Here is a 26,750-nt window from a genome sequence, read left to right as displayed (position 1 = left end):
GCGCAAGGCGGGCAAAGGCGGTGGTTTTCATAAGCGTCACTCTCCAGGGGGTTATGCGGACAACCTTCAAGGGCAGCCCAAGTTTGACCTTAGCTATAACAGCGCGTGCAGCGATTGTTCAATGACCCAGATGCTCTTCTGACTGGCGGCGTCGTTCGCGGCGCTCAACCATCCGCGCGCGCCATTTGCGGCCGACCCACCAGCGCCAGCCGAATGCCGCGACGAGATAGCCGATCGCCGCGCTCAGTACGCCAATGACGGCAAAGCCGAATGCGGTGACGCCAGCTTCGCGAACGAACCACGACCACCAGATCCATGCCGGGCTGGCGAGCCCCTCGTTGAGCGCACGAGTCGGGGTCATCGCGTCAACGCGCAGGATCAGGCTGCCGAGCCGATTGGCGGCGACGACCCAGAACGGATAGGTGAACGGGTTGGTGATGAAGGTGACAAGCGCCGCAATCGGGACGTTCGCCCGCACCGGCAGTGCGAGAAACGCCGCCGCAAAAATCTGCCCGACCGGCACCAGGAACCCGGCGAGCATACCGAGCGCCACGCCGCGCGGCACCGAGCGCTGGGTAAAGCGCCACAGTTCTGATCGCAGGATACGGTCAGCGAACGGGCGCAGCATGCGGCTCTCGCGCATCGCTTCCTGCGTCGGCATCGATCGATCGACCCAGTCCTTGACCCGTTGGCCCGTCTTTCGCCGCATCAGCCGTGATCCTTGAGCAGGCGCCCCTGTTCGCGTTTCCACTCGCGGTCCTTGGTCGTCTCGCGCTTGTCGTGCGCCTTCTTGCCCTTGGCCAGCGCGAGTTCGACCTTCGCGCGGCCGCGGCCGTTGAAGTAGACGCTCAAGGGTACCAGCGTCATGCCCTGGCGTTCGGTCGCACCGGTGAACTTGGCGATCTCGCGTTCCTTGAGGAGCAGCTTGCGCGGTCGTTTGGGTTCGTGGTTATGGCGATTGCCGTGGCTGAATTCGGGGATGTTGGCGTTGATCAGCCAGACCTCTCCGTCCTTCACCTCGGCATAGGATTCGACGATCGACCCTTCGCCGAAGCGCAGCGCCTTGACCTCGGTTCCCTGCAGCGCGATGCCTGCCTCGAACTTGTCATCGATGAAATAGTCGTAGCGCGCGCGCCGGTTCTCGGCGACGACCTTGACCTTGTCGAACTCGACCGGGCGCGGACGGGCCATCAGGCGAGGCCGGCGATCGCAAGGGCACGATCGACCGCCGCCTTGGCCACGTCCGAACATTCGATGATTGGCAAACGGGAAGCGATCGGGAAACCGGTTCGGAGGCGCGAGAGGGCATATTTCACCGGTGCCGGCGAAGCGTCGGAGAACAGCGCGCAATGCAGCGGATACAGCCGGTCGTTGAGGTCGCGCGCCAAGTCCAAGTCATTGTTTGCGCACGCTTTTTGAAAATCGGCGCACAGGCGCGGCGCGACGTTGGCGGTCACCGAAATGCAGCCCGATCCGCCCGCCGCCATGAACGCCAGCGCCTGGTTGTCATTGCCCGAAAGCTGGCAGAAATCTGCGCCGCAGCCCAGCCTATGCGCAGTGACACGGTCGATGATCCCGCTGGCATCCTTGACCGCGACGATCGTCTCGATGTCGGCCAGCCGCGCGAGCGTTTCGGGGAGGATGTCGGTGACGGTGCGTGATGGCACGTTGTAGACGACGATCGGCAGGTCGCTGACCGCGGCCAGCGCGGTGTAGTGCGCAACGATACCTTCCTGGCTCGGTCGGTTGTAATAAGGCGCGACAACGAGCGCCGCATCGGCGCCCGCCTTGGCCGCCTTTTCGATGTGACTGATCGCGGTGCGCGTGTCGTTCGAGCCGCATCCGGCGATGACCGGAACGCGCCCCGCGGCCTGATCGATACAGGCCGCGATGACGCGATGATGTTCGTCGAGATCGAGCGTCGACGCCTCGCCCGTCGTCCCGCAGGGAACGAGCGCCGCACTGCCTTGGCCGATCTGCCAGTCGACGAATGCGCGAAAAGCGTCCTCGTCGAACACGCTCGCGCCACTCGGTTCGACGCGAAAAGGCGTCACAAGGGCCGGAATCGAACCGGAAAACATCGACATGCTCCTTTACAGGCGTGTTCTGGGACGCTCTTAAGCCGTTCGGGTGTACAGCTGGCGGTCCGCTCGCCGTTCAGCATCTGATAAGGAGTGTCGCGCCATTATGGCAAGCATGGTTTCATATTCACCCGCTCGCCCCTTGATCCAATTGCTGCGTCGCGGCGCCGCGCCGCTGGCGCTGGCCGCGCTGACCGTGCCGTCGGCAGCGCTCGCCCAGACCGAACAGCCAACGCTTAATTCCCAGCAGGTCAGTTGGTATCGCGCGCAAATGGGCCTGTCGGCGATCGATACTTCGCTGCGCCCGCCGTCGAACAGCGTGGCCGAAAGCGTGCTGCAATGGCGCCGCTTCAACCAGACCGACAATCTCAATTTTTCCGAAGTGTCGAACTTTCTTGTCCGCAATCCGGGCTGGCCCGGCGAGTCTCGCCTGCGCCGCATCGCCGAACAGGCGATCGACCTCAACAATTATGCCCCGACACAGAGTCTCGCCTTTTTCGATCGCTATCCGCCGCTGACGACCAGCGGCCATGTCCGTTATGCACTGGCGCTGCTCGGCGGCGGGCAGCGCGACCGCGCCTATGCCGAGGCACGCACCGCATGGCGCAGCGGTGTCCTGACCGCGGACGAAGAGAACCGGATATTATCGCTGTTCCCCGGCGCGCTGAGCCCGTCCGACCATGACGCGCGGATGGACCAGCTATTGTGGGCCAACCGCACGAGCGACGCGTCGCGCCAGCTTGGCATGGTTTCGCCGCAGAACCGGGCCGTGTTCGATGCGCGGCTTGCGCTGCGTTCGAAGGCGGTCGACGCCGCGGCCAAGATGGCAGCGGTCGATTCGATGGCGCGCAACGATCCGGGCTATATTGTCGACAAGGCGACGTGGTTGCGCGGAACCGGGCAAAGCAATGCGGCGCGAAGCTTGCTCAGCGCGCCGCGGTCGCTGACCCGCCTGCCGACCAATCTCGACGAATGGTACAGTACGCTGTTGGTCAACGCCAATGCGGCCGCGAGCGATCACCAATATGCAACCGCCTATGCCATTGCGAGCAAGGTCGATGACGCGCTGCCGCCGGGCGCGACGATCCGCGACCAGAGTGCATCGGTGCGCGACGTCTATACCGACCTCACCTGGCTCGCAGGGCAAAGCGCCTATTACGAGCTCAATCGCCCCGCCGACGCGATCGGCATGTTCGTCAATTACGCCGAGGCGCCGAGCAATCCCGCGCTCAAGGCCAAGGGCTATTACTGGGCCGGACGCGCCGCCGACAAGGCGAGCCAGCCCGACAATGCGCGGCTGTATTTCACCAAGGCAGCGGCCTATCCCGACAGCTTTTACGGGCAATTATCACTCGAACGGCTCGGCCAGGCTGTACCGACACCCAAGGCCGGTGCGGTCGAGGTCAGCCAGGCCGAACGCAATGCCTTTGGCGACAGCAACATCGTCCAGGCGGCGCGCGTGCTCGGCGAAATCGGCGCACGCCAGGACCAGACGCAGTTCCTTCGCGCGATCGCCAACAACGCCAAGACCGAACCCGAGCATGTGCTGGCGGCGGAATTTGCCGCGCGGATCGGGCGGCCTGATCTGGGTGTGATGGTCGCGCGCAGTGCGCGGGCCAATGGTCATGAAGACCTGCTGCCAGCCTATTACCCGACGATCAGCGTGCCCGGCGACCAGAGTTCGAACTGGACGATGATCCACGCGATCACGCGGCAGGAAAGCCAGTTCGATCGCGAAGCGACGAGCCGCGTCGGCGCGGCGGGACTGATGCAGTTGATGCCCGCGACCGCGCGCGAAGTCGCCGGCAAGCTGGGCCTCGCCCACACGCAGGACCGGCTCAAGGCCGATCCGCAGTACAACATCATGCTCGGATCGAGCTATTTCCAGCAGATGCTGCGCTATTACGGCGGCAGCTATCCGCTCGCGATCGCGGCGTATAACGGCGGCCCTGGCAATGTGAACAAATGGCTCAAGAGCAACGGCGATCCGCGGATGGGCGGCGTCGATGTGATCAAGTGGATCGAGGAGATCCCGCTCCCCGAGACCAAATACTACGTCCAGTACGTCCTTTCGAACGCGGTCATGTACGACCAGATCCGCAAGGCCAACGGCGGCAGCACGCCGCAGAACCTGCTCAGTTTCTACCTCGGCAAGCGTAACCCGGGGTGAAGCGACGCTAGCCGAGGCGTAGCGCGAAGATGAGCGCCAGGCTGAGCGCAGCAATGATGACCAACGAGGCGATCACGGTCGCGACGACTGGCGCCCCGGCGCGCGCAACGGTGCGGACATCGACGCCGAGACCGAGCGCGGCCATCGCAATGACGGTCAGCCAGGTTGCAAGCTGCGTGATCGTGGGCAGCCATGCCGCCGGGATTGCGCCGAACGATCGCAGCGCGATCATCGCGATGAAGCCGATGATGAACCACGGAACCAGCTGGCTTAGCCGCGGTCGCCGGGAGTGTTCGGTGACGACGCCATCGGCAGTATCGAGCCGCGGCGCGATCAGCCCCAGCACGAGACATACCGGGCCGAGCGTCAGCACGCGGACGAGCTTGACCAAGGTTCCGAGCTGGATCGCGAGGACGCCGAAGGGTGCGGCGGCGGCGATCACCTGAGGGACCGCATAGACCGTCAGTCCGGCGAGCGCGCCATAAGCGACCGCATCGAGCCCGAAGGCCACGCCCAACAACGGCAGCGCGAGCACGACGACGACGCCGAGCACCGCGGTAAAGGCGATCGACGAGGCGACGTCCTTGCCGTCTGCGCCGATCACGGGGGCGATCGCGGCGATCGCAGAATTGCCGCAGATTGCATTGCCGCACGCGATGAGGATCGCCATCCGCTGCGGCAGGCCGAGTGCGCGCCCGATTCCGTAGCTCGCAACGATCGCGATCCCGACGATAGCAATGATCCCGGCGAGCAGGCCGGGGCCGGCAGCGAGGATGGTGGCTGCGCTGATCGAGGCGCCGAGCAGGACGACCGCGATTTCGAGGACCAGCTTGGCTGAAAAGCCGATCCCCGGCTGCCATATTGCGCCGGGAGTCCACAGCGTACGCACGAGCGTCCCGAGCAGGATCGCGAGCACCAGCGCCTCGATCCAGTTGCGCCCGAACGCGGCGATCTCGATCGCCTGCACGCCATACGCCGCCAGCGTGATGGCGAGGCACAGCACCAGCCCAGGGATCAGTGAGAACCGCGTCGGCGGCGCGTCAGTCCTTGGGTTCATAGCCGAACGCTGCCTGCGCCAGCGCGACGACCGCAGGGTCGCGCGGCGGCGGGTTCATGTCGACGGCGGCTTCGAGCGTGTCGGCGACATGCGTCAGCGCCGCGATCCGCGCCGATTTCTTATCATTGCCGGCGACCACGAACCATGGCGCATTTTCAGTATCGGTCTGCGCAAACATGTCGTGCATCGCGGCACAATATTCGTCGCGCTTGGCGCGATTGCGGTAATCCTCGGCACCGGTTTTCCAGCGCTTCCACGGATTGTCGAGCCGCTTGGCGAGGCGCTTGTCCTGCTCGTCCTGGGTGATGTGGACGAACAGCTTGACCAGCGTGATCCCCATCGCCTGGATTTCGGCTTCGAAGGCGTTGATCTCGTCATAGGCGCGTTGCCATTCGGCCTCGCTGGCGAAGCCCTCAACGCGCTCGACCAGAACGCGGCCGTACCATGAGCGGTCGAACACGGTGATTTCGCGCGGCGGTGGCAAATGGATGCGAAAGCGCCAGAGATAATCGTGGCGCTTTTCCTCCGCAGTCGGCGCGCCGATCGGATAGACTTCGAAATGGCGCTGGTCCCAGCCGGCGGTCATCCGCTCGATCATCCCGCCCTTGCCCGCCGCGTCCCAGCCCTCGACCATGATCACCGCGTGGGCGTCATGTTCGATATGCGCGACATGGATCCGCTCGAGGCGGGCCTGAAGGCGTTCGAGGTCGCGCTTGTAGTGCTTGGGCGATTTTCCGCCGCATTCATAGTCGGTCAGGTCGATCATCGCGTGCCACACTCCGTTATGCTGAAGTCGATTCAGCATCCAGAGCGATAGATGCCGTCTTTGCGTGTAAGCGCTCTGGACCCCGGATCAAGTCCGGGTGACGAGAAGCTATTCGGGCGCGACGGCCTTTGCCACAGCGGGTCCGTCGGCCTTGGGGCCGTCGACGATGCGCAGGCCGAGTTCCTTGAGCTGACGGTCGGTGACCGGCGCGGGGGCCTGCATCATCAGATCCTCGGCCTTCTGGTTCATCGGGAAGACGACGACTTCGCGGATATTGGGTTCGTCGGCGAGCAGCATGACGATGCGGTCGACGCCCGGCGCCGATCCGCCATGCGGCGGCGCGCCGAACTTGAAGGCGTTGATCATGCCGCTGAAATTGGCGTCGACGTCGGCCTGCGAATAGCCGGCGATCTCGAACGCCTTGTACATGATGTCGGGGCGGTGGTTACGGATTGCGCCCGAGGAGAGTTCGACGCCGTTGCAGACGATGTCGTACTGCCACGCGAGGATGTCGAGCGGGTCCATCGTTTCCAGCGCTTCCATCTCGCCCTGCGGCATCGAGAAGGGGTTGTGGCTGAAATCGACTTTCTTGGCGTCCTCGTCATATTCGAACATCGGGAAATCGACGATCCAGCAGAATTTGAACGCGCCCTGTTCGATGAGTTCGAGCTTTTCGCCGACGCGCGTGCGCGCCGCACCGGCGAGCTTGGCGGCTTCGCCAGCCTTGCCAGCGGCAAAGAACAGGCCGTCGTCGTCGCCGAGGCCGAGCTCGGCGTAGATCGCCTTCATGCCCTCTTCGCCGTGGTTCTTGGCGATCGGGCCGCCGAAGTCGCCGCCCTTTCGCGTGACATAACCGAGACCTGCATAGCCTTCGCCGCGCGCCCAGTCGTTCATCTCGTCAAAGAACTTGCGGCTCTTTTCGGCGGTGCCCGGCGCGGGGATCGCGCGGACGACGCCGCCCGAACCGACGATCTTGTCAAACAGGCCGAAGCCCGAACCCTTGAAATGCTCACCGACGTCCGAAATCACGATCGGGTTGCGCAGGTCGGGCTTGTCGCTGCCGTATTTGAGCATCGCTTGCGCGTAGGGGATGCGCGGGAATTCGCCCGCCGGGGTGACGCTCTTGTCGCCCGAGAATTCTTCGAACACGCCAGCCAGCACGGGCTCGATCGCCTGGAAGACGTCTTCCTGCGTGACGAAGCTCATCTCGAAATCGAGCTGGTAGAATTCGCCTGGGGATCGATCGGCGCGCGCGTCTTCATCGCGGAAACACGGCGCGATCTGGAAATATTTGTCGAAACCGGCGACCATCAGCAGCTGCTTGAACATCTGCGGCGCCTGCGGCAGCGCGTAGAACTTGCCGGGATGGACGCGGCTGGGGACGAGATAGTCGCGTGCGCCCTCGGGCGAGCTGGCGGTCAGGATCGGCGTCTGAAACTCGGTGAAGCCCTGGGCCACCATGCGCTGGCGCAGGCTGGCGATGACGTTCGAGCGCAGCATGATGTTGGCGTGGAGCCGTTCACGGCGCAGATCGAGATAACGATATTTAAGGCGGATATCCTCAGGATAATCCTGCTCGCCAGCGACGGGCATCGGCAGCTCGGCAGCGGGCGACTGGACGGTGACCTCGTTGGCACGCACTTCGATCTCGCCCGTCGGCAAGCCCGCATTGACCGTTTCGGCCGAGCGGGCGACGACATTACCGGTGACGGTCAGAACGCTTTCGACGCGTGCCTTGTCGAGCGCAGCAAAGGCAGGCGCATCGCTGTCGGTGACGATCTGGGTAATGCCGTAGTGATCGCGCAGATCGATGAAGAGCAGATTGCCGTGGTCGCGCTTGCGATGGACCCAGCCCGACAGGCGGACGGTATCGCCGACTTCGGACTTGCGAAGCTGGGCGCAATCATGGGTGCGATAGGCGTGCATAGGGTATGTCTTTCGGGTGATCCAAGGATTGGGCGCGCGCCTGTTGATCGGGGCGCGCCATTTGGCTGCGGCTAACACAGGTCGCGGGTCGATTTGTCAAGGTTCGCTTTCGCGAAGCAAAGCCTGCTGCTAGTGGCATACCCCATGAAAATTCACCCGCTCATCACCGATTCTCGCGAGCTTGCCGCATTGTGCGAGCGCCTGTCCGAAGCCCCGTTCATCGCGGTCGATACCGAGTTCATGCGCGAAAGCACGTACTGGCCGATCCTGTGCCTGATCCAGATCGCCGATCAGAACGAGGCCGCCGCGATCGACCCGCTGGCCAAGGATATCGACCTCACCCCGCTGATGGACCTGCTGACCAATAACAAGAACGTCCTCAAGGTCGTCCACGCCGGCGGCCAGGATCTCGAAATCATCTGCAAGATGACGGGCACGACGCCGCATCCGCTGTTCGATACGCAGATCGCCGCGATGGCGATCGGCCAGGCCGAACAGGTCGGCTATGCCAACCTTGTCGACGGCTGGCTCGGCATCCAGCTCGACAAGGGCGCGCGCTTTACAGACTGGAGCCGACGGCCACTGGATGCACGGCAGATCGAATATGCCATCGCCGACGTCACGCACCTGTCGACGATCTTCCCGATGATGATCGAGAAACTGAAGGAAACCGACCGCGGCTGGTGGCTCAACGACGAGATGGAGCGGCTTGCCGATCCGACCAATTACGTCACCGAGCCTGCCGATGCCTGGCGCCGCGTCAAGTTCCAGTCGCGCAATCCCGAAGCGCTCGGCCGCCTCAAGGCGCTTGCCGCGTGGCGCGAGAAAGAGGCGCAGCGCAAGGACATGCCGCGCGGCCGGATCATGAAGGACGAAACGCTCGCCGACGTCGCGACGCACCCGCCGCGCGAGCAGGCGGGCCTCGCCAAGGTTCGCGGCCTGTCAGCAGCATGGGCGAAGAACGATATCGGCGAACGCGTGATGCAGGCGCTCGAGCGCGCCGAACCGTTGTCGAAGGACGAAATCCCCTCGCGCAGCCCGCGCACGCCCGGCCTCGGCAAGGAGGGCGCGCTCGTCGCCGACCTGCTCAAGCTATTGCTCAAGATCCGCAGCCGCGAGATGAACGTCGCATCGAAACTGATTACCCGTGCAGGCGATCTCGACGCGCTTGCCGCGGGCGAACGCGACGGGCTCGATATCCTGGCCGGCTGGCGCTTCGAAGTGTTCGGCAAGGACGCGCTGGAACTCGTCGAGGGGCGGATGGGTTTTACCGTCAGAAACGGCAGGATGGTGATGAGCCGGACCGAGGTGGAAGATGACGAACCATCGTAAATGGCTGGTGCTGCCCGCGATGCTGTGCCTGTCACTGACCGGCTGCATCGCGGTGAAGAACGGCAACGTCCAGACCGATAGCGGCCTATCCGAAGCCGAGCGGATGGCGCGCGAGGACAATATCCCGGTGCGCGGCGAAACCCCAGGCAGGACGTGCACGACCAAAAACCTGTCGGGCTATGTTGGCAAGCTTGCGACGAGCGAACTGGGGTCGGCGATCATTCGCGATGCCAACGCCGCCAGCCTGCGCTGGATCCGCCCGAACGACGCGGTGACGATGGATTACCGCAGCGACCGGATCAACGTGAAGCTGGACAATGCGATTATCACCACGGGCTTTTCGTGCGGCTGATCAGGCTGCGCTGACGCGCATCGCATAGGACAGCTTCATCGTATCGGCGAACTGGCGCAGGCGCCGTTCGACAGCCTCGCCATAGAGCCCCGCGAGATCGCGCGGCAGGACGAGCGTGACCGACTCTTCGCCCAGCTCGAGCTGCGAACGCCTGAGAATATCCGAAATCCCGCCCGACAGGCGCTGCGCCAGTCGCATCGCGAGGCCCCAGCGGATCGCCTGGCGGATATCATCCTCGCTGACGCTGACCGGGATGCCCTTGAACGGCTTGGTCGCGCCCGAATAGCAGCTGTAGAGCGCCTGTCCCATGACGACGCGGCCGGTGATATCGATCCCGCCCCAGTTGCCGTGCAGCGCGGCCTCCAGACCGTGCTCGGCGCGGAAACTGGGATTGGCGCTCCATGCCACGTCGCTGAGCAGGCACGCGGCGAGGCGCAGCTTGTGCGCCAGCGCGCTTTCATCGGCGAACATCGGTTCAATCCAGGCATTGAGCAGCCGGCCGTTGGCCGAGAAGCGGGCGTAGCGCGCGCCCTGCGCCTCGACCGCGGCGAGCAACGGGTCCTGTTTGCGCACCGCCTTGGGCAGCGCCTGGTACAATACGCCTTCGCGCAGGCCCGACGACGAGACGATCAGCCGCGAAGTCTCGAGCTGGCGCATCAGGATCGACAAGAGTGCCGCGGCATCACCGAGCGTCGGAATGCGCGAGAAGCTGAGGTCGGGGATCTTCGCGAGCCGTTCGGGCCCGAGATGCGCCAGCACGCGCGACAGCTTGCGCCCTGAATCGAGGGGAATCTCGTGGTGATGCATGACCGGTAGCGGATGTTTGTTGAGCGTCATGTCGACGCGCGCGAGGCTGCGCAGCGATCCGCCGACGAGAAAGAGCGGCAGGCCCCTTTCCTTCGCGGTCCAGCCTTCCTTCGCCAGCGCGGCCTTGACCCGGCGTTCGAGCTCCTTGGCGCCGTGGCCGCGGATTTCGGCGAGCCGCAAGACGCCGAACGGCAACGAAGAAGTCCGGCCGATCTTGCCCTTGGCAACGCGGACGAGTTCGAGGCTGCCGCCGCCAAGATCGGCGACGATGCCATCGGCGTCGGGGATCGAAGAAAGCACGCCGAGGCCGGATATCTCCGCCTCGTCAGCGCCAGAGAGCAGCCGCACATCGAGGCCGAGGCGGTTTGCCGCAGCGATGAATTCGGGACCGTTGCTCGCCTCGCGCACCGCGGCGGTGGCGACGCAGGTGACGCTGTCGATGCGCATTTCGTCGCACAGGGTCGCGAAGCGGTCGAGCGCCTTGATCCCGCGGGCGAACGCCTTGTCGCCAATCCTGCCATCGTCGGACAGCGACTTGCCGAGGCCCGCCATGACCTTTTCGTTGAACACGACGGCGGGCGCGCGCCGGGCGCCGGCATAAGCGACGAGGCGGATCGAGTTCGAGCCGATATCGATGATCGCGGTGCGCACCGTCTCGACGCCCGCCGATTTGCGCGTCACGCTTTGCGCCGCCTGAGTTCGAGCTTGGGCACGTCCTTGCTGCGTCCCAGCGCCGCGCCGCGCCCCGACAGCGACGGGTTGGTCATGAAATAGCGATGGAGGTTGAACGGCTTGTCGCCCGGTTCGACGCGGACATATTCGCCGTCGCTCTGCAATCGCCAGCTCTGTTCGTTATCGATCAGGTTGGCGAGCAGGACCTGGTCGAGCACCTGGTCGTGGACGGTCGGGTTTTCGAGCGGGATCATATATTCGACCCGGCGGTCGAAATTGCGCGGCATCCAGTCGGCCGAGCTGATGAAGACGCGCGCGTCGTCATTGGGCAGCGCCTTGCCATTGCCGAACGCCCAGACGCGGCTGTGTTCGAGAAAGCGGCCGACGACCGATTTGACGCGAATATTTTCCGACAAGCCTTTGACCCCGGGGCGCAGGCAGCAGATGCCGCGCACGATGAGCTCGATCGAAACACCTGCGGCGCTCGCCTCGTAGAGCTTGTCGATGATCTCGCGGTCGACGAGGCTGTTCATCTTCGCCCACAGCGCGCCGTCCTTGCCCGCCGCGACATTGGCGATCTCGGCATCGATCAGCTCGGTCAGCCGGTGGCGCAGGTTGAGCGGCGACATCGTGACGAGCTCGAGCCCCTGCGGTTCGACATAGCCGGTGATGTAGTTGAACAGCCGCGCGGCATCGCGACCGGCGCGCGGATCGGCGGTGAAGTAGCTGATGTCGGTATAAATGCGTGCGGTGACCGGGTGATAGTTGCCGGTGCCGAAATGGCAGTAGGTCCGGTAACCGCTGCCTTCGCGCCGGACGACCATCGAGATCTTGGCGTGCGTCTTCCACTCGATGAAGCCGTAGACGACCTGGACGCCCGCGCGCTCAAGCTGGTTGGCCCAGAGCAGGTTCTGCTCCTCGTCGAAGCGCGCCTTCAGTTCGACCACCGCGGTGACCGACTTGCCCGCTTCGGCAGCGTCGATCAGCGCGCGGATCACCGCCGACTGCTTGCCCGCGCGATAGAGCGTCTGCTTGATCGCGACGACATCGGGGTCTTCGGCGGCCTGGCGCAGGAACGATACGACGACGTCGAAGCTTTCATACGGATGGTGGACGACGATGTCCTTCGAGCTGATCGCCCCGAAGCAATCGCCGCCATGTTCGCGAATCCGTTCGGGGAATCGCGCGGTGAACGGCGGGAATTTGAGGTCGGGCCGGTCTTCCTCGACGACCTGTTCGAGCGCGCCGGGGCCGATGAAGCCGTCGACCGCGATAATGATCGAATCGTGCCCGACGACCGAATCGCGCAGCATGTCGGACAATGCCGCGGGCATGTTGGCGTCGATTTCCATGCGGATCACGCGCCCGCGGCGGCGGCGTTTGATCGCGCTGCGGAAATAGCGGACGAGATCCTCGGCCTCTTCCTCGACCTCGATATCGCTGTCGCGGATGATCCGGAAACTGCCGCGCCCCTGCACCTCGTACCCGGGGAACAGCCGGTCGGAGAACATGTCGATCAGCGTCTCGATCGCGACATAGGTCGGCGCCTCGCCCGGCACGCGAACAAAGCGCGGCAGCGACGACGGGATCATGACGAGCTCGTTGATCGCATGGCCGTCGGTGCGGCGGACGAGTTCGAACACCAGGCTGAGCCCGCGATTGGGAATGAACGGAAACGGATGCGCCGGATCGAGCGCCTGCGGGGTCAGAACCGCGAACACCTGTTCATCGAACAGCGTCGCGAGCGCCTCGCGCCACGGCTCGGCGGTGGCCTTGTCAGCGGCGACGAGTACGCCGGCGGCGGCGAGTTCGCGCGAGATGCGGTGCCATTCGGCCTGCTGGTCGGCCATCAGCGCGCTCGATGCGGTCTCGATCGCGGCGAGCTGCTGCGCCGGGGTGCGTCCGTCGATCGAGCGGTATTCGATCTGCTGGAGCGTCTGGCCCTTGAGGCCGGCGACGCGGACCATGAAGAACTCGTCGAGGTTGTTGCCCGAAATCGACAGGAAGCGAAGGCGTTCGAGCAACGGATGCGCGGGGTTGCTCGCCTCTTCCATGACGCGCTTGTTGAACGCCAGCCAGCTCAGTTCGCGGTTGAAATAGCGGCGGCGCGCCTCTTCGGGCTCGATGCCCTCGGCGATCTGGTCAATGTCGCTGTCGTTGCCCGAGCGATTGCGCGGGGTGATGTTGGTCGGTTTCGCCATCTTGGTCACATGTCTCCGTCGCGCTCGGCGAATCCCTCGACCGCGGCCGCCGCCAGCGTGGCGCGTGCCATGCGGGTGCCGACCCGCTTGCGTTCGGCGAGCGCCGCCTCGTCGAGCAGGCGCACGACGCGGTGGATCGCATCATAGCTGCGCTCGATCCGGGCCACGAGAAACGCAGGCAATTCAGGTGCGATCGGTGTCGCGCGCTTGGCGAACAGCCGCTCGATCAGCGACAGCGCAAGGTCATCGTCGGGCTCGCCGATCGTCGCGACGGGGACCGCCATCAGCCGCGACCGCAAATCGGGCAGCGCGACGGGCCACGAGGCCGGCAGGGTATCGCTGACCAGCAGCAACGGACGGCGCAGCTCCTGCGCGCGATTCCAGGCATGGAAGATCGCGTCGTCGGTCACGCCCGCGACCGGATCGATCACCTCGGCACCGGTCGATCGGGCGAACAGATGCGCCAGCGTCGTCCGGCCCGAGCCACGCGGTCCGGTCAGCACGCTCGCGCGCACCGGCCAGGTCGCATGATGTTCGAGGTGCCGGACCGCGGTCTGGTTGCTGCTGCCGACGAGGAAATCCTCGCCCGCGCCTTCACGATGACCGGTCCAGTCGAGCGGTAGCGCGAGCTGGTCGGTCGCGAGCAAAGTGCGTGTCACCGGCCGCCACGGGAAATCCGCAAGGTGCCCCCGCCCTCCTGAACGGTAAAGCCGCGCGACTGCAGCGCGGCGCGCAGGCCCGCAAGATCACCGCGGTAGCCGACGCGCATGATCGACGTGCCGCCGAGCGCGACGCTGGTCGTCGTCGCCGATGCCACGCCGGCGGCACTGGCGACGGCACGTTCGGTGGCAAGGACGGCAGCGGCGTCTGGCGAATCGAACTGGATATTGAAACTGGTCAGGTTGGCCGCGGGCGGCGGCGCGGGCGTGTCTCCGCTCGGACTGTCAGCCGTACCGGGGCCGGTGGTCGCGCCGTCGGCGGGCGTCTCTTCCTTCGCTTCGGGCACGTCTTTCGCCTCAACCGGTTTTTCGACGATTAGCGACGCGTCGGCCTTGAGCAATCCGCTCGCCAGCGCGCTGACATAGATCTTATCAATCCGCGCGACGGCGGCGGCCATCATGGCAGGGATCTTGTCGGCCGAATCGACCTTGAGAACGAAGCTGTCGATGAGGACGTTGTCTGGGCCATGTCGCGCCGCAAAATGGCCGGTAACCGGCCCGCCCGGCCAGGCGAATTCGAGCCGCGCCGAAGGAATCAGGACGTCGGCCGCGCCATATTGGTCGAGGATCGCACGCCACCAGATACGGCTGCGGCGCCCGGTCTGGCCCGCATCGAGCAGGAGGGTATCAATGCCCGACCCGTCGGTGCGGACATAATCGATCGCGCTTTCCGAGGTGCGGAAGCGGGCCCAGGCGCGTTGCCAGTCGGTCCGGCTTTCGAACACCTGCGGCATGTTGCCGATCCACGTCATCGGGATGACGAGCAACGGCGGCGAGCGGCGAATCTGGCCACTGACGCCGAGGATCTGCCCCGCGCGGGCGCGGTCGAACTGGACGCCGAGCGTGGCGATATAGCGGCCGGGGCCGATCTGTTCGTGTTCGACGACGATCGCGCTGACGATCCCGTCGAGCGCACTGTCATCGAGCTTGGGCGCGGCCGCACCGGCATGCGTCTGTTTGAACAATTTCTCCCAGCCGAGCCGTTGCGCCTCGCGCCAGCCCTTGTCGCGTGCCTCGATCGCGGTCTTGCCCGTCGTATCGACGAAAATGCCTTCGACCGCGAAATCGGCGCTCGAATTGATCGGCGCGATGCCGCGATCGCCCGCAATCTGTGCCCAGGCAGCGACCGCAAGCAGCAGCGCCAAAGCCCCGAGAGCGACCGCCAAGGCGCGGCGATTGCGCGAAAAAGCGCCGAGGCGCCCGGTCTGGCCCGCCGTGGCGGCCAATGGAGTGGATAAAAGCGAGGTCACGCGCGTCCTTTTGGCGACAACGACGTGGAAATCCAAGCGCGAAGTCGCTAACCAGCCGCGCATGAGCAAAGACGAGACCCCCCAGAACACATCCGACAGCGGCTACAGCTATGCCAAGGCGGGGGTTTCGATCGACGCGGGCAACGCGCTGGTGCGCGCGCTGGGACCGATCGCGCGGTCGACTGCACGGCCCGGCGCCGATGCCGATCTCGGCGGATTCGGCGGATTTTTCGATCCGCGCGCGGCCGGTTATGCCGATCCGTTGCTCGTCGCGGCGAACGACGGCGTCGGCACCAAGGTCAAGCTGGCGATCGATTCGGGCCGGCACGAGACGATCGGCATCGATCTCGTCGCGATGTGCGTCAACGACCTCATCGTCCAGGGCGCCGAACCGCTATTCTTCCTCGACTATTTCGCCACCGGAAAGCTCGACACCGGCGTTGCCGAGACCGTCGTCGCGGGCATCGCCGATGGCTGCAAGCAGGCAGGCTGCGCGCTGATCGGCGGCGAGACCGCCGAAATGCCGGGCATGTATGCCGCCGGTGACTATGATCTTGCCGGTTTTTGCGTCGGCGCGGTCGAGCGCGGCGAACAGCTGACCGGCGCCAATGTTGCGGAGGGCGATGTCCTGATTGGCGTAGCCTCTTCAGGCGTTCATTCGAACGGCTATTCGCTCGTCCGGCGGCTGGCGAGCGACAAGCGCTGGGCGCTCGACGCCACTGCCCCGTTCGATCCGGACCAAAGCCTGCTCGACGCGCTGCTCGCGCCGACGCGGATCTATGTGAAGAGCCTGTTGCCGCTGATCCGGTCTGGCCGCATCCACGCGCTCGCGCACATTACCGGCGGCGGCCTCACCGAAAACATCCCGCGCGTCCTGCCCAAGGGGCTCCACGCGCATGTCGATGCGGGCAGCTGGGCGCAGCCGGGCATCATGGGCTTTCTCCAGAACGAGGGCAGCATCGCGCCCGACGAGATGGCGCGGACGTTCAATTGCGGCATCGGCATGGTGCTGCTCGTCGCGCCGGGCGAGGTCGATGCGGTTTCGCAGTCGCTGAGCGAGGCGGGCGAGACCGTCCACACGATCGGCGAGGTTCGCGCCGGATCACGTGGCTGCACGGTCACCGGTCCAGCGGGAAGCTGGGGCAGCACCGACGCGTGGAGCGCGAGCCATAACGGCTGAACGTGCCCGCGTTGCCGTCCTGATCTCGGGGGCGGGCACCAACATGGCGGCGCTCGTCTATGCCGCGAGACAGGCCGATTGCCCGTATGAGATCGTTCTGGTTGCGTCGAACGACCCCGATGCGGCAGGAATCGCACTCGCCAAGGCCGAGGGCATCGCGACCTTCGCCCATTCGCACAAGGGGATGCAACGCGCCGCATTCGATGCCCTGATCGACGCGCAATTGCGCGAGGCACGCGCCGACTATGTCGCGCTGGCGGGCTATATGCGCCTGCTGTCGAGCGAGTTCGTCGCCAATTGGGCCGGACGGATGCTCAACATCCATCCCTCGCTGCTGCCCAAGTACAAGGGTCTCGACACCTACGCGCGGGCGATCGACGCAGGCGATACGCATGCCGGCTGCAGCGTCCACATCGTCACGCCCGAGCTCGACGACGGCCCCGTGCTTGGCCAGACCGAGGTCGCCATCCTGGCCGGCGACACACCCGAAACGCTCGCCGCGCGCATCCGCATCGCCGAGCACCAGCTCTACAGCCGCACGCTCGCCGCCTATGTCGGGCGCGAAAGAGATCCTGCCTTCCTGCTCGACAAGGTGCGCGCCATCGCGATGGAACAGGCCGAGGCCGAGGAAACGCTGTCGCACGGAATGCCCTGTTTCGGCATCGTCAAAGGCAAGAAATTCGCCTGGTTCACCGCAGATCATCACGGCGACGGGCGGATCGCCCTACTCGTCAAGATCAGCGGGATCGAAGAACAGGCGATGCTGATCGAACGTGACAATGTGCGCTATTTCCGCCCCGCCTATTTCGGCGATGGCTGGATCGGGATCAGGCTCGATATCGGAAATACCGACTGGGACGCGATCGCCGAGTGGGTTGCGCGCAGCTGGCGATCGGTGGCGCCCAAGCGGCTGACCAAGCTGATCGATGCCGCTGATCAATTCTAAATAAGGAATAACCCACCAATGATTGTTGAAATACTTTCATCTTTGATTGCGGCGGCTGCGCTGCTGTTTACATTTCTGGCATGGAAAAGCAAAGAAACACGCCAAGATGAGATATTGGCCTGGGGGTGTGAATCGATAGACATCATGCAAAGAACATATTTATTAATCGAATTTTGCTCGCAAAATGGTATCAACGTGGAGCAAAAGCATATTTTTAGCGAACTTCGAACACGATCATCTGTGCAGGTTGAGCGTGGTAGAATATTCTTCAAAAATACAGAAAGTGACTTTGGTAGTGACAAGCCACCAGCTTATCGCGGCCTTCGTCCAAGAATTTTAGACAGCTTGGTTGCAAATTGCCAAATGTGCCAATTGGCCGCTGCTGCTGACACAGATTTGAAGAAACTCAGTTGGATTAGCTGTGATCATACGAGAATGTTCGTATCATTCGTTCAAGAAGAGGTTGGCAGGAATAAGATTTCCAAATCGGGGGCCGCGTCTGCTGGAACAGGAATAGATGTAGAAGAGGATTTGATGTTCGACGGCGCTTCACCGCCATTGAATTATTAGTATCCTAAAGATCGGGCGAAGATCAGGTCGTGATAGGTCGCGCTGCCGACAGTGAATTCACGCTCGCCGACAACGGCAAAACCGCACTTTTCATAGAAAGCGTGCGCGCGCCAGTTCTCGTCGTAGACGCCGATCAGCAGGCGCGGTGCTCCCGCAGCGCGCGCCGCATCGATCGCGCAGTCCATCATCGCGCGCGCCGCCCCGCTGCCGTGGCGACGGCTGAGGAGGTAAATGCGTTTGAGTTCGAGATCGCCCGGTTCGATCGCCATTGGCAAATCGGGATCGCAGATGAGTGCATAACCGACCGGTGCACCGGTGTCGGCGATCTCGGCGAGCCAGGCGCGCGTGCGCGGCTTGGCAAGCGCATCGCGAAACGCCGCGGGGCTCAGGACATTGCTGCAGTGCGCGAGGATATCGGGGCCCGGGATTGAATCACCGAACCATTCGAGAAAGGTCGCCCCCGCGACGAGCGAGAGCAGGCCTGCGTCGGCTGCGCCCGCCTCGCGTACGGCGATGGCGGGCGCAGCCGGCATCGTTCAGCCGACGATTTCGTCGTCGTTGAAGAAGAACGCGATTTCGGTCGCGGCGTTCTCTTCCGAATCCGAACCGTGGACCGAATTGGCCTCGATCGATTCGGCGAGCTCCTTGCGGATCGTGCCGGGAGCCGCATCGGCGGGGTTGGTCGCGCCCATGATGTCGCGGTTGCGTTTGACCGCATCCTCGCCCTCAAGGACCTGGACGACGACCGGGCCGCTCGTCATGAAATTGCACAGCTCACCGTAGAAAGGGCGATCCTTGTGGACGGCGTAGAAGCCTTCGGCCTGTTCCTTGCTGAGCTGGATACGCTTCGAGGCGACGACGCGCAGGCCGGCTTCCTCGAGCATCTTGGTCACGGCACCGGTCTGGTTGCGGCGCGTTGCGTCGGGCTTGATGATCGAAAACGTGCGGGTAACCGCCATGATAATGCTCCACTGTCGGATGAATCGGAAAAAGCCGCGCCACGGGCGCGCTTGCGCGGCCCACTAGCCGTGAACGCGCCGCGCTGCAAGGCGGGACTCGCCCGCCCCGTGCGCCTCAGCCTTCGTGGTTTGCAGCGATGAAGCGATCGAGCAGCCGGACGCCATAGCCCGTCGCGCCCTTCGCCCAGGTCGGCCCGTCCTTGTCCGAGAAGACCATTCCGGCGATATCGAGATGCGCCCATTTGACGCCGGGTTCGATAAAACGCTGGAGAAATTGCGCAGCGGTAATCGAGCCCGCCTGGCGCGGGCCGATGTTCTTGATGTCGGCAATCGGCGAATCGAGCAGTTTATCGTACGCCGGCGACAGCGGCAGTCGCCACAATTTGTCGCCGGTATCCTGGCCCGCCGCGAACAGTGCATTGGCGAGGCCGTCGTCGTTCGAGAACAGTCCGCCATGTTCGTGACCGAGCGCAACGATCATCGCGCCGGTCAGCGTCGCAAGATCGACGATCGTGTCAGGCGCGTAGGTCTTCTGCGCCCAGTGGAGCGCGTCGCAGAGGACGAGACGGCCTTCGGCGTCGGTGTTGAGCACTTCGATCGTTTGTCCCGACATCGACGAGACGATGTCGCCGGGTCGCTGTGCATTGGCGTCGGGCATGTTTTCAACCAGCCCGCAAATACCGATGACATGCGCCTTGGCCCTGCGCGAAGCGAGCGAGCGCATTGCGCCGGCAACCGCAGCGGCCCCGCCCATGTCCCATTTCATGTCTTCCATGCCAGGTCCGGGCTTGAGGCTGATGCCACCCGAATCGAAGGTGACGCCCTTGCCAACCAGGCAGACGGGCTTGGCGGCGTCATCGCCAGTGCCGTTCCAGCGCATGACGAGCAGGCGCGGCGGCCGCACCGACCCCTGCGCAACGCCGAGCAGCGCGCCCATGCCGAGCGATTTCATCTGGCTTTCGTCGAGCACGTCGATTTCGACGCCAAGATCGGTCATCGGCCGGCAGCGTTCGACGAAGCTTTCGGGATAGAGGATGTTGGCGGGCTCCGAGACCAGCTCGCGAGCGAGCGCAATGCCTTCATAGAGGCTTTCGAATTCGGCCCATTGGGCGGGCGACTTGCCGTTGCGCGTGACGGCGACGATGTCGGTCAGCGTCGGCTTGTCGCGCTCCTTCATGCGCGTGCGATAGGTATCGATGCGCCAGCCGCGCTGCTGCATGCCCGACAGGAAACGGGCGATGTCGCCGTCGGACAGCTGCGAGCCGGAAAAATCGACAGCGAGCGAGGTGACGCCCGAGGTCAGCAGGCGCGCGACCAGCGCGCCGCCGGCAGCCTCTAGATCGGCCGGTTCGCCCTTGGCGATGCCAACGAGGATCAGCCGTTGCGAACCATCGCCTTCGCCGACCGAGGTTTCGAACGTCGCGTTGCGCCGACCGTCAAAGCGCGCCGCGCGCGCCGCCGAGCGCACCAGACCGCTCCATTTCTCGGGCAGGCGTCCAGCCGCGGCGTCGAGTCCGTCGCGGGCGATCGGATAGGCGACGGCATCGACCGAAGATGGTGCGGAAGCGGCGAAGGAGAATTTCATTTGGGTAACCTCAAGACGGCGTTGTTGATTGAATGGCTCGACGCAGATAGGGCGAAGCTACGCGGGTTGCAAAGGGTAAGGCCGAGCCTGCGGCCCATTCACGGAGTTCGATGTGCCAGTCCGGACAGTCTCGCTTCTTTCGGCTGCCAGCGTGCTGGCCTTGAGCCAGCCAGCGCTGGGCCAGGACCTGTCGCGCCCCGACGAGGCCGAGCTTCCGGCCACCCAAGCTACCGCCGATCCTTCGCCGCCCGCGCCCGATGCGGCGCAGGAGGAAACCATCAGCTTCAACGCCGGGCAGCTCGATTATGACAGCGGCGCCGACCGCGTGACCGCAACGGATGAGGTCTATCTGGCGCGCGAAGGCTACCGGCTGCGCGCCGACAGCGTCAGCTGGGATCGCAAGAGCGGCGAAATCGTCGCCGATGGCAATGTCGCGATCACCAGCCCGGCGGGCGATACCGCTTATGGCGACCGCATCACCCTGACCGACAGCCTGCGCGACGGCATGGTCGAGAACCTGCTCGTCGTGTTCGAACAGGGCGGCCGGATCGCGGCGAACAGCGGGCAACGCTTTGCCAATGGCGACATGGTGTTCAACCGCGCCGCCTATACCGGTTGCCCCGTAACCGATGCCGATGGCTGCCCCAAGCAGCCGAGCTGGCAAATCAAGGCGACCCGGGTGCGCTATGACAAGGCGCACGACCGGTTGCGCTATGATGGCGCGCGCGTCGAGCTGTTCGGCCTGCCGCTGATCCCGTTACCGTTCCTGTCGAACAGCATCGGCAATGAGGGCAAGAGCGGATTGCTGGTCCCGTCCATCGGCATCGACCGGGTCAACGGCGCCGAACTGAGCGTGCCCTATTATTTCCGCCTCGCTCCCAATCGCGATGCGACCGTCACACCCTATCTCTATACCAACGCCAATCCGATGCTCGGTGTCGAATATCGCGCGCTCAACGCTCTCGGCGCCTACCGCGCCCGCGGCTACGTGACCTATGGCCAGCGCATCCCGTTGACCGGTCTGACGCCCAGCACCCAGCGCGACCTTCGCGGCTATGCCGAGGCCAGCGGTCGGTTCCAGATCGATCCGCAATGGAGCGTGTCGGCGTCGCTGCGCGCGGCGAGCGATCGCACATTCCTGCGGCGCTACGACATCAGCCGCGATGACCGGCTGCGCTCGACGATCAATGTCGAGCGGGTCGCCGCATCGAGCTATTTCTCGCTTGCGGGCTGGGCTGTCCAGACGTTGCGACTTGGCGATTCACAAGGGCGACAGCCGATCGCTCTGCCGATCGTCGATTATCGCAAGCGGCTTGCCGACCCGCTGTTGGGCGGCCTGATCGAACTCCAGGCCAACAGCCTTTCGATTCTGCGGACCGACGGGCAGGATACCCAGCGCGCCTTTGCCAGCGCGCAGTGGAACCTGCGCCGACTGACGACGATGGGGCAACTCGTCACCATCACCGGACTGGCGCGTGGCGACGTTTATCATAGCGACCAGAACCTGCTCACTCCGGTGATCGATTACCGCGGCCAACCGGGCTGGCAGACGCGCGGCATCGCCACCGCCGCACTCGATGTTCAATGGCCCTTCGTCGGATCACTCTATGGCGGCGTCCAGCGCATCACCCCACGCGTTCAGATTGTTGCGACCCCGCCGGTGAGGAACATCGAGATTCCCAACGAGGATTCGCGGGCTTTCGACCTGGAAGATACCAATATCTTCAGCCTCAACCGTTTCCCCGGCTATGATCGCTACGAAGAGAATGCGCGGGTAACCTACGGCGTCGAATGGGCCTTTGATCGCCCGTCGCTTTCGATCAACGCGATGATTGCACAAAGCTATCGGCTCGATAACAGCCCGGTGCTGTTTCCCGACGGAACCGGCCTGTCGGACCGGTTTTCCGATGTCGTTGGGCGACTGCGCGCCGCTTATGGCGACAAGTTGCGGCTGACCTACCGCTTTCGCCTCGACAAGGACAACCTGGCGGTGCGTCGCAACGAGGTCGACTTGACCATCGGATCGCGCAGGACATACGCAACGGTCGGCTATCTTCGCCTTAACCGCGACATCAGCCAGTTCGCCGAGGATCTGGCGGACCGCGAGGAACTGCGCGCAGGGGCCCGGGTCGCCTTCGCCCGCTACTGGTCGGTGTTCGGCTCGGCGATCGTCGACCTGACCGGTCCACGTGACGACCCGGCATCGCTGTCCGACGGCTATGCGCCGGTCCGCCACCGCATCGGCATCGCCTATGAGGACGACTGCGTCACATTTGGCCTCACCTGGCGCCGCGATTACGAGAATATCGGCGATGCCCAGCGGGGTAACAGCTTCCTGCTCAGACTGGCATTCCGCAATCTCGGCGTGTAGGACACTGCTGCGCGGCCAGTGGCGCTCATGGGGGGTTCAGCCTGAGCGTTGATAATAGGCGATCATCTGCGGGAGTTTTCTCTCCGCTTGGAAATGGAAATGTTTATGCGTTCGATGAATTTCGTGGTGGCGAAGGTTGTGCTCGGCACCTCCTGCTGTGCTCTAGCCGCTGCTGCACTGGCCCAAACCACGATCGACGAGCGCGCAACCGGCGCCGCCGCGGCGGATGCTTCGGCGGCGAGCGATCCTAACGTTTATCGCCCGACCGCACGGGTCAATGGCGAAATCATTACCCAGACCGACATCGACCAGCGCACCGCGCTGTTCGCGTTCGTCAACAACGCAAAGCTCTCACCCGAGGAGAGCGAACAGCTCAAGGTTCAGGTGTTCAGCGCGCTGGTCGATGAAAAGCTCAAGATTCAGGAAGCCAAGGCCAACGACATCGTCGTTAGCGACGAAGAAGTGCTTGCCCGATTTAACCAGGTCGCGGCGCAGTACGGCCAGACTCCGCAAGCCTTCGCCAAGGCGCTCGCCGCCAACGGTTCGTCATCGGTGTCACTTGCCTCGCAATTGCGCGCCGAAATGGCGTGGGATCGCTTGCTCGGCCGCAAAGTCGAACCGTTTACCAGCGTCAGTACCGAAGAAGTCCAGGCGATCATCGACCGGATGAAACTCGCCAAGGGGACGGCCGAATACCGGCTCGCCGAAATATACCTCTCGGCCAGCCCCGAAACCGCGCAGGCGACTTTCGACAACGCCGAACGTATCGTCGAGAAAATCAAGCAGGGAGGCTCGTTCGGCGAATTCGCCCGCCAGTTTTCCGAAGCGTCGACCGCGGTCGTCGGCGGCGATCTCGGCTATGTCCGCCTCGATCAGCTTCCGGCATCGCTCGCCGAAACCGCGGCACAGCTGCAGCCCGGTCAACTGGCCGGTCCGATCGAAGTGCCCGGGGGCTTCTCCATCGTCTATCTGGTCGATGTAAAACGCATCCTGATGGCCGATGCACGCGACGCCGTTCTCAGCCTGAAACAGATGACGATGGCATTCCCCCCTGGCACGACACCCGAAACAGGCAACGCCATGGCGGCCAAATTCGTGACTGCAACGCAGCAGCTCAATGGCTGCGGTAGCGTCGATGCGGCTGCGGCGCAGCTCGACGCCAAGGTGGTCAGTCGCGAAGATGTCGCGATGCGCGACCTTCCCGCGCAACTGCAGACGACGCTGTCGACACTAGCCGTTGGCCGCGCCACACAGCCGTTCGGATCGCAGAAAGAGGGAATCAGCGTTCTCGTCCTGTGCGGTCGCGAGACCCCGTCAGACGTTGCCGCACCGAGCGCCAGTGTGGTTGAGCAACAGCTGCTCAATGACAAGATCGACAAGCGCGCTAAACGCTATTTGCGCGACCTGAGGCTCGATGCGCTGATCCAGTATAGCTGAAGGCACGGGAACCCGATGATGCAGACGAAAGCATTCGTCATATCGCTGGGAGACCCCGCCGGTATTGGTCCCGAGATTACGGTCAAGGCATGGCTCGCGCGCGAACGCGAGTCGCTGCCGCCGTTCTTTGCCGTTGGCGATATCGGCTCGCTCGCGGCGGTCTGGGACGGACCGGTCGTCCGGATCGACAATGCCGACGAGGCGAGCGAGGCCTTCAATGAAGGCTTGCCGATCATTCACCTGCCCGGCTGCGATCCGGTGCAACCTGGCAACCCGACGCTCGACGGCGCGCAATGTGCACTCAACGCGCTTGAAATCGGCGCCGGCCTGACGCGATCGGGCGGCGCGCGCGGCTTTATCACCGCGCCGGTATCGAAGCATCAGCTCTACCAGGTCGGCTATACCCATTCGGGGCAGACCGAGTTCATCGCCGAACGCTGCGGTGTATCGAAAACCAATGCGGTCATGATGCTGGCAGGCGGCGATCTGCGCGTCGTTCCGGTCACCACGCACGTGCCCTTGGCAGCGGTGTCGGACCTGCTCACCGTCGACCTGATTGTTGCGCGTGCGCATGCGACGGTCCGCGGCCTGCGCCGCAGCTTCGGCATCGATCGCCCGCGGCTCGCAGTCGCCGGCTTCAATCCGCACGCTGGGGAAAACGGTGCGTTGGGCAGCGAGGAACAGACCGTCATCGCGCCGGCAATCGAACGCCTGCGCGCCGAAGGCGTCGATGCCAGCGGGCCTTATACGCCCGACGCGATGTTCACGCCGCGTCACCGTGCAACCTATGACGCGGCCTTGTGCATGTATCACGACCAGGCGCTGATCCCGCTCAAGACGCTGTTCTTCGACGAGGGCGTCAACCTGACGCTCGGCCTGCCGATCGTTCGGACCTCGCCCGATCACGGTACCGCGTTCGAGATCGCCGGACACAACCAGGCGCACCCCGGCGCGATGATCGCGGCGATCAAGATGGCAGAACAGATGGCGCTTCACCGCGCCGCGGCCCGCGGATGAACGCCGGCGGCGCTTTGCCGCCGCTGCGCGACGTCATTGCCCGCCACGGGCTCAAGGCGACCAAGGCGCTCGGCCAGAATTTCCTGTGCGACGAACAGCTGCTCGATCGCATCGCCGCGATCCCCGGCGACCTCAAAGGGCGTAACCTCTTCGAAGTTGGACCCGGCCCCGGCGGCCTGACGCGCGCGCTGCTCCGCGCCGGGGCCAATGTCGTCGCGGTCGAACAGGATCGCCGCTGCATCCCCGCGCTGGCCGAACTCGACGAATTTTCGGATGGGCGGCTACGCGTGATCGAAGGCGACGCGCTCAAGATCGGTATTGCCGATGTGTTCGGCGACGCGCCGTGCCACATCGTCGCCAACCTGCCCTACAATATCGGCACCGCTTTGTTCACCCGCTGGCTCGAAAGCGAGATATGGCCGCCGCAATGGACATCGATGGCATTGATGTTCCAGCGCGAGGTCGCATTGCGCATCTGCGCCGCGCCGGGATCGAAAAGCTATGGGCGGCTGTCGGTCCTCGCCCAGTGGCGCAGCACTGCCAAGATCGCGCTGCCAGTCCATCGGTCGGCCTTTACCCCGCCGCCCAAGGTGATGTCGGCGGTCGTCCTGATCGAGCCAAGCGAGGCTCCGGGCGGAATCCACCCCAAAACGATGGCGCGTGTCACCGCGGCGGCATTTGGTCAGCGTCGCAAGATGTTGCGTCAGGCGATGAAGGCCCTGCCCGGCGGCATCGAGGCGCTGGCAGCGGCGGATATTGCCAGCGATCGCCGCGCCGAGACGCTGACGATCGCGGAATTCATCGCCATTGCGCGCGCGGTCGAGGCCGGCTGATCAGTTTTTCTGGGTGTCGCCCGCGGGTTTGACGGCGACCGCTTCGGGACGCGGTCCGGCCGCGATCGCGCGCTCGAGCGTCGCAACTTGCGGACAATTGGTGCGGCACAGCTTCTTGAGCCTGGCCAGCGATTCGCGCGCCCGATCGATCGCGCCCTTTTCAGCGAGCGCGGACCCTTCGCCGGCAATCGCGTCGCGATTATCAGGCGCGAGCGCGAGCGCGTCGCGATAATAGCGGATCGCGCTGCCGTTGAGATTTTCCGCTTCGGCGATCTGGCCCAAGGCAACATAGGCAGCGGCATTACGCGGATCGACCGCCAGCGCGCTGACATAGAGGTCGTTTGCCTCGTCTGTCCTGCCCGCGACGAGCGCGGCATGGCCTGCCTCGGCGAGCGCGATCGAACCAGGCTTGATCGGCTCGGCCGGCGGCGCGCCAAGCGATGCGGTCGAGACCGTCGCGAGGATCAGGGCAGCACCGAAAGCGGCGGGGGTGAAACGCATTATTGTCTCCCAGGTCAA

At 64.4% G+C, this 26,750-nt stretch carries 24 protein-coding genes; 10 read left to right on the top strand and 14 right to left on the bottom strand.

Annotation, left to right across the window (positions count from 1 at the left end; translation table 11 throughout):
* Positions 1-118: 118 nt before the first annotated feature.
* From FSZ31_RS08380 to dapA, 3 genes are read right to left on the bottom strand one after another with little or no spacing between them, the layout of a single operon-like run.
* Positions 119-709: a DUF2062 domain-containing protein gene (locus FSZ31_RS08380; protein WP_236643735.1), complete on the bottom strand. Its 591-nt coding sequence runs from the start codon at positions 707-709 to the stop codon at positions 119-121.
* Positions 709-1,191, bottom strand: coding sequence for an SsrA-binding protein SmpB (gene smpB / locus FSZ31_RS08375; RefSeq protein WP_147122910.1), 483 nt, complete (start codon positions 1,189-1,191; stop codon positions 709-711). Before smpB ends, FSZ31_RS08380 begins: the two co-directional genes overlap by 1 nt.
* Positions 1,191-2,081 carry a 4-hydroxy-tetrahydrodipicolinate synthase gene (dapA, locus tag FSZ31_RS08370; protein WP_147123261.1) on the bottom strand — a complete coding sequence of 297 codons (891 nt, stop codon included), beginning with the start codon at positions 2,079-2,081 and terminating at the stop codon, positions 1,191-1,193. Before dapA ends, smpB begins: the two co-directional genes overlap by 1 nt.
* 142 nt (positions 2,082-2,223) lie before the next feature.
* Here dapA and FSZ31_RS08365 point away from each other — a divergent pair, with 142 nt between their 5' ends.
* Positions 2,224-4,251 carry a lytic transglycosylase domain-containing protein gene (locus tag FSZ31_RS08365; RefSeq protein WP_236643734.1) on the top strand — a complete coding sequence of 676 codons (2,028 nt, stop codon included), beginning with the start codon at positions 2,224-2,226 and terminating at the stop codon, positions 4,249-4,251.
* Between the two features lie 7 nt (positions 4,252-4,258).
* Here FSZ31_RS08365 and FSZ31_RS08360 read toward each other — a convergent pair whose 3' ends face one another.
* From FSZ31_RS08360 to aspS, 3 genes are all read right to left on the bottom strand, one after another.
* A complete protein-coding gene (locus FSZ31_RS08360) occupies positions 4,259-5,308 on the bottom strand; it encodes a YeiH family protein (protein ID WP_147122909.1) in 1,050 nt (349 codons plus the stop codon).
* The gene (locus tag FSZ31_RS08355; protein WP_236643733.1) at positions 5,292-6,113 is read right to left on the bottom strand and encodes a polyphosphate kinase 2 family protein; all 822 of its coding nucleotides are present in this window, start codon (positions 6,111-6,113) and stop codon (positions 5,292-5,294) included. Before FSZ31_RS08355 ends, FSZ31_RS08360 begins: the two co-directional genes overlap by 17 nt.
* Before the next feature lie 69 nt (positions 6,114-6,182).
* Complete coding sequence (gene aspS / locus FSZ31_RS08350; protein ID WP_147122907.1) at positions 6,183-8,000, bottom strand: aspartate--tRNA ligase; 1,818 nt, start codon at positions 7,998-8,000, stop codon at positions 6,183-6,185.
* 144 nt (positions 8,001-8,144) lie between these two features.
* On the opposite strand from aspS, the gene rnd reads away from it, so the two are divergent.
* Positions 8,145-9,332 carry a ribonuclease D gene (rnd, locus tag FSZ31_RS08345; protein ID WP_147122906.1) on the top strand — a complete coding sequence of 396 codons (1,188 nt, stop codon included), beginning with the start codon at positions 8,145-8,147 and terminating at the stop codon, positions 9,330-9,332.
* A complete protein-coding gene (locus FSZ31_RS08340) occupies positions 9,316-9,684 on the top strand; it encodes an I78 family peptidase inhibitor (RefSeq protein ID WP_147122905.1) in 369 nt (122 codons plus the stop codon). Before rnd ends, FSZ31_RS08340 begins: the two co-directional genes overlap by 17 nt.
* Here FSZ31_RS08340 and FSZ31_RS08335 read toward each other — a convergent pair whose 3' ends face one another.
* Genes FSZ31_RS08335 through FSZ31_RS08320 form a run of 4 tightly spaced genes read right to left on the bottom strand, consistent with a single transcriptional unit; the run spans position 9,685 to position 15,333 of the window.
* Positions 9,685-11,172: a Ppx/GppA family phosphatase gene (locus FSZ31_RS08335; RefSeq protein WP_147122904.1), complete on the bottom strand. Its 1,488-nt coding sequence runs from the start codon at positions 11,170-11,172 to the stop codon at positions 9,685-9,687.
* The gene (locus FSZ31_RS08330; RefSeq protein WP_147123258.1) at positions 11,169-13,364 is read right to left on the bottom strand and encodes an RNA degradosome polyphosphate kinase; all 2,196 of its coding nucleotides are present in this window, start codon (positions 13,362-13,364) and stop codon (positions 11,169-11,171) included. Before FSZ31_RS08330 ends, FSZ31_RS08335 begins: the two co-directional genes overlap by 4 nt.
* A gap of 5 nt (positions 13,365-13,369) precedes the next feature.
* A complete protein-coding gene (locus FSZ31_RS08325) occupies positions 13,370-14,023 on the bottom strand; it encodes a P-loop NTPase family protein (RefSeq protein WP_236643732.1) in 654 nt (217 codons plus the stop codon).
* Positions 14,020-15,333, bottom strand: coding sequence for a heavy-metal-associated domain-containing protein (locus FSZ31_RS08320; RefSeq protein WP_236643731.1), 1,314 nt, complete (start codon positions 15,331-15,333; stop codon positions 14,020-14,022). The genes FSZ31_RS08325 and FSZ31_RS08320 overlap by 4 nt, the downstream gene beginning before the upstream one ends.
* Positions 15,334-15,394: 61 nt before the next feature.
* Between FSZ31_RS08320 and purM the strand changes: the two genes are divergently transcribed.
* Genes purM through FSZ31_RS08305 form a run of 3 tightly spaced genes read left to right on the top strand, consistent with a single transcriptional unit; the run spans position 15,395 to position 18,029 of the window.
* On the top strand, positions 15,395-16,513 hold the full coding sequence (purM, locus tag FSZ31_RS08315; protein WP_147122903.1) for a phosphoribosylformylglycinamidine cyclo-ligase: 1,119 nt from the start codon (positions 15,395-15,397) through the stop codon (positions 16,511-16,513).
* Positions 16,503-17,459: a phosphoribosylglycinamide formyltransferase gene (gene purN, locus FSZ31_RS08310; protein WP_268934274.1), complete on the top strand. Its 957-nt coding sequence runs from the start codon at positions 16,503-16,505 to the stop codon at positions 17,457-17,459. Before purM ends, purN begins: the two co-directional genes overlap by 11 nt.
* 18 nt (positions 17,460-17,477) lie before the next feature.
* Entirely contained in the window at positions 17,478-18,029 is a 552-nt protein-coding gene (locus tag FSZ31_RS08305) for a hypothetical protein (RefSeq protein WP_147122901.1), read from the top strand.
* Here FSZ31_RS08305 and FSZ31_RS08300 read toward each other — a convergent pair.
* The 3 genes from FSZ31_RS08300 to FSZ31_RS08290 form a co-directional block, all read right to left on the bottom strand.
* The gene (locus FSZ31_RS08300; protein WP_147122900.1) at positions 18,026-18,562 is read right to left on the bottom strand and encodes a GNAT family N-acetyltransferase; all 537 of its coding nucleotides are present in this window, start codon (positions 18,560-18,562) and stop codon (positions 18,026-18,028) included. The two genes, FSZ31_RS08305 and FSZ31_RS08300, sit on opposite strands and share 4 nt — an antisense overlap.
* A 3-nt stretch (positions 18,563-18,565) precedes the next feature.
* Positions 18,566-18,988 carry a nucleoside-diphosphate kinase gene (ndk, locus tag FSZ31_RS08295; RefSeq protein WP_147122899.1) on the bottom strand — a complete coding sequence of 141 codons (423 nt, stop codon included), beginning with the start codon at positions 18,986-18,988 and terminating at the stop codon, positions 18,566-18,568.
* Between the two features lie 115 nt (positions 18,989-19,103).
* The gene (locus FSZ31_RS08290; protein ID WP_147122898.1) at positions 19,104-20,573 is read right to left on the bottom strand and encodes a leucyl aminopeptidase; all 1,470 of its coding nucleotides are present in this window, start codon (positions 20,571-20,573) and stop codon (positions 19,104-19,106) included.
* A 112-nt stretch (positions 20,574-20,685) separates the two neighbouring features.
* On the opposite strand from FSZ31_RS08290, the gene FSZ31_RS08285 reads away from it, so the two are divergent.
* The 4 genes from FSZ31_RS08285 to rsmA all read left to right on the top strand — a co-directional run bounded on the left by FSZ31_RS08285 (position 20,686) and on the right by rsmA (position 26,231).
* The gene (locus FSZ31_RS08285) at positions 20,686-22,944 is read left to right on the top strand and encodes an LPS-assembly protein LptD (protein ID WP_147122897.1); all 2,259 of its coding nucleotides are present in this window, start codon (positions 20,686-20,688) and stop codon (positions 22,942-22,944) included.
* A gap of 105 nt (positions 22,945-23,049) precedes the next feature.
* Positions 23,050-24,381 (top strand): peptidylprolyl isomerase, encoded by a 1,332-nt coding sequence (locus tag FSZ31_RS08280; RefSeq protein WP_236643730.1) that lies wholly within the window; start codon positions 23,050-23,052, stop codon positions 24,379-24,381.
* A gap of 18 nt (positions 24,382-24,399) precedes the next feature.
* A complete protein-coding gene (pdxA, locus tag FSZ31_RS08275; RefSeq protein WP_408021654.1) occupies positions 24,400-25,398 on the top strand; it encodes a 4-hydroxythreonine-4-phosphate dehydrogenase PdxA in 999 nt (332 codons plus the stop codon).
* A complete protein-coding gene (rsmA, locus tag FSZ31_RS08270) occupies positions 25,395-26,231 on the top strand; it encodes a 16S rRNA (adenine(1518)-N(6)/adenine(1519)-N(6))-dimethyltransferase RsmA (protein ID WP_147122894.1) in 837 nt (278 codons plus the stop codon). The genes pdxA and rsmA overlap by 4 nt, the downstream gene beginning before the upstream one ends.
* Here rsmA and FSZ31_RS08265 read toward each other — a convergent pair whose 3' ends face one another.
* The gene (locus FSZ31_RS08265) at positions 26,232-26,732 is read right to left on the bottom strand and encodes a tetratricopeptide repeat protein (protein ID WP_161595987.1); all 501 of its coding nucleotides are present in this window, start codon (positions 26,730-26,732) and stop codon (positions 26,232-26,234) included. It lies immediately after the preceding gene.
* Between the last annotated feature and the right edge of the window lie 18 nt (positions 26,733-26,750).

Origin of the sequence: Flavisphingopyxis soli, from assembly GCF_007995095.1 — a bacterium.
Lineage (GTDB): Bacteria > Pseudomonadota > Alphaproteobacteria > Sphingomonadales > Sphingomonadaceae > Flavisphingopyxis > Flavisphingopyxis soli.
Note: the sequence above shows the minus strand (reverse complement) of the source record. Positions and strands in the feature narration are given on the sequence as shown.

What these genes read in the sequence shown, in the direction of transcription:
- FSZ31_RS08380 (WP_236643735.1), bottom strand. Translation starts at nt 709, where the DNA reads ATGCGGCGAAAGACGGGCCAACGGGTCAAGGACTGGGTCGATCGATCG.
- smpB (WP_147122910.1), bottom strand. Translation starts at nt 1,191, where the DNA reads ATGGCCCGTCCGCGCCCGGTCGAGTTCGACAAGGTCAAGGTCGTCGCC.
- dapA (WP_147123261.1), bottom strand. Translation starts at nt 2,081, where the DNA reads ATGTTTTCCGGTTCGATTCCGGCCCTTGTGACGCCTTTTCGCGTCGAA.
- FSZ31_RS08360 (WP_147122909.1), bottom strand. Translation starts at nt 5,308, where the DNA reads ATGAACCCAAGGACTGACGCGCCGCCGACGCGGTTCTCACTGATCCCT.
- FSZ31_RS08355 (WP_236643733.1), bottom strand. Translation starts at nt 6,113, where the DNA reads ATGCTGAATCGACTTCAGCATAACGGAGTGTGGCACGCGATGATCGAC.
- aspS (WP_147122907.1), bottom strand. Translation starts at nt 8,000, where the DNA reads ATGCACGCCTATCGCACCCATGATTGCGCCCAGCTTCGCAAGTCCGAA.
- rnd (WP_147122906.1), top strand. Translation starts at nt 8,145, where the DNA reads ATGAAAATTCACCCGCTCATCACCGATTCTCGCGAGCTTGCCGCATTG.
- FSZ31_RS08340 (WP_147122905.1), top strand. Translation starts at nt 9,316, where the DNA reads ATGACGAACCATCGTAAATGGCTGGTGCTGCCCGCGATGCTGTGCCTG.
- FSZ31_RS08330 (WP_147123258.1), bottom strand. Translation starts at nt 13,364, where the DNA reads ATGGCGAAACCGACCAACATCACCCCGCGCAATCGCTCGGGCAACGAC.
- purM (WP_147122903.1), top strand. Translation starts at nt 15,395, where the DNA reads ATGAGCAAAGACGAGACCCCCCAGAACACATCCGACAGCGGCTACAGC.
- FSZ31_RS08305 (WP_147122901.1), top strand. Translation starts at nt 17,478, where the DNA reads ATGATTGTTGAAATACTTTCATCTTTGATTGCGGCGGCTGCGCTGCTG.
- FSZ31_RS08300 (WP_147122900.1), bottom strand. Translation starts at nt 18,562, where the DNA reads ATGCCGGCTGCGCCCGCCATCGCCGTACGCGAGGCGGGCGCAGCCGAC.
- ndk (WP_147122899.1), bottom strand. Translation starts at nt 18,988, where the DNA reads ATGGCGGTTACCCGCACGTTTTCGATCATCAAGCCCGACGCAACGCGC.
- FSZ31_RS08290 (WP_147122898.1), bottom strand. Translation starts at nt 20,573, where the DNA reads ATGAAATTCTCCTTCGCCGCTTCCGCACCATCTTCGGTCGATGCCGTC.
- FSZ31_RS08280 (WP_236643730.1), top strand. Translation starts at nt 23,050, where the DNA reads ATGCGTTCGATGAATTTCGTGGTGGCGAAGGTTGTGCTCGGCACCTCC.
- pdxA (WP_408021654.1), top strand. Translation starts at nt 24,400, where the DNA reads ATGCAGACGAAAGCATTCGTCATATCGCTGGGAGACCCCGCCGGTATT.
- rsmA (WP_147122894.1), top strand. Translation starts at nt 25,395, where the DNA reads ATGAACGCCGGCGGCGCTTTGCCGCCGCTGCGCGACGTCATTGCCCGC.
- FSZ31_RS08265 (WP_161595987.1), bottom strand. Translation starts at nt 26,732, where the DNA reads ATGCGTTTCACCCCCGCCGCTTTCGGTGCTGCCCTGATCCTCGCGACG.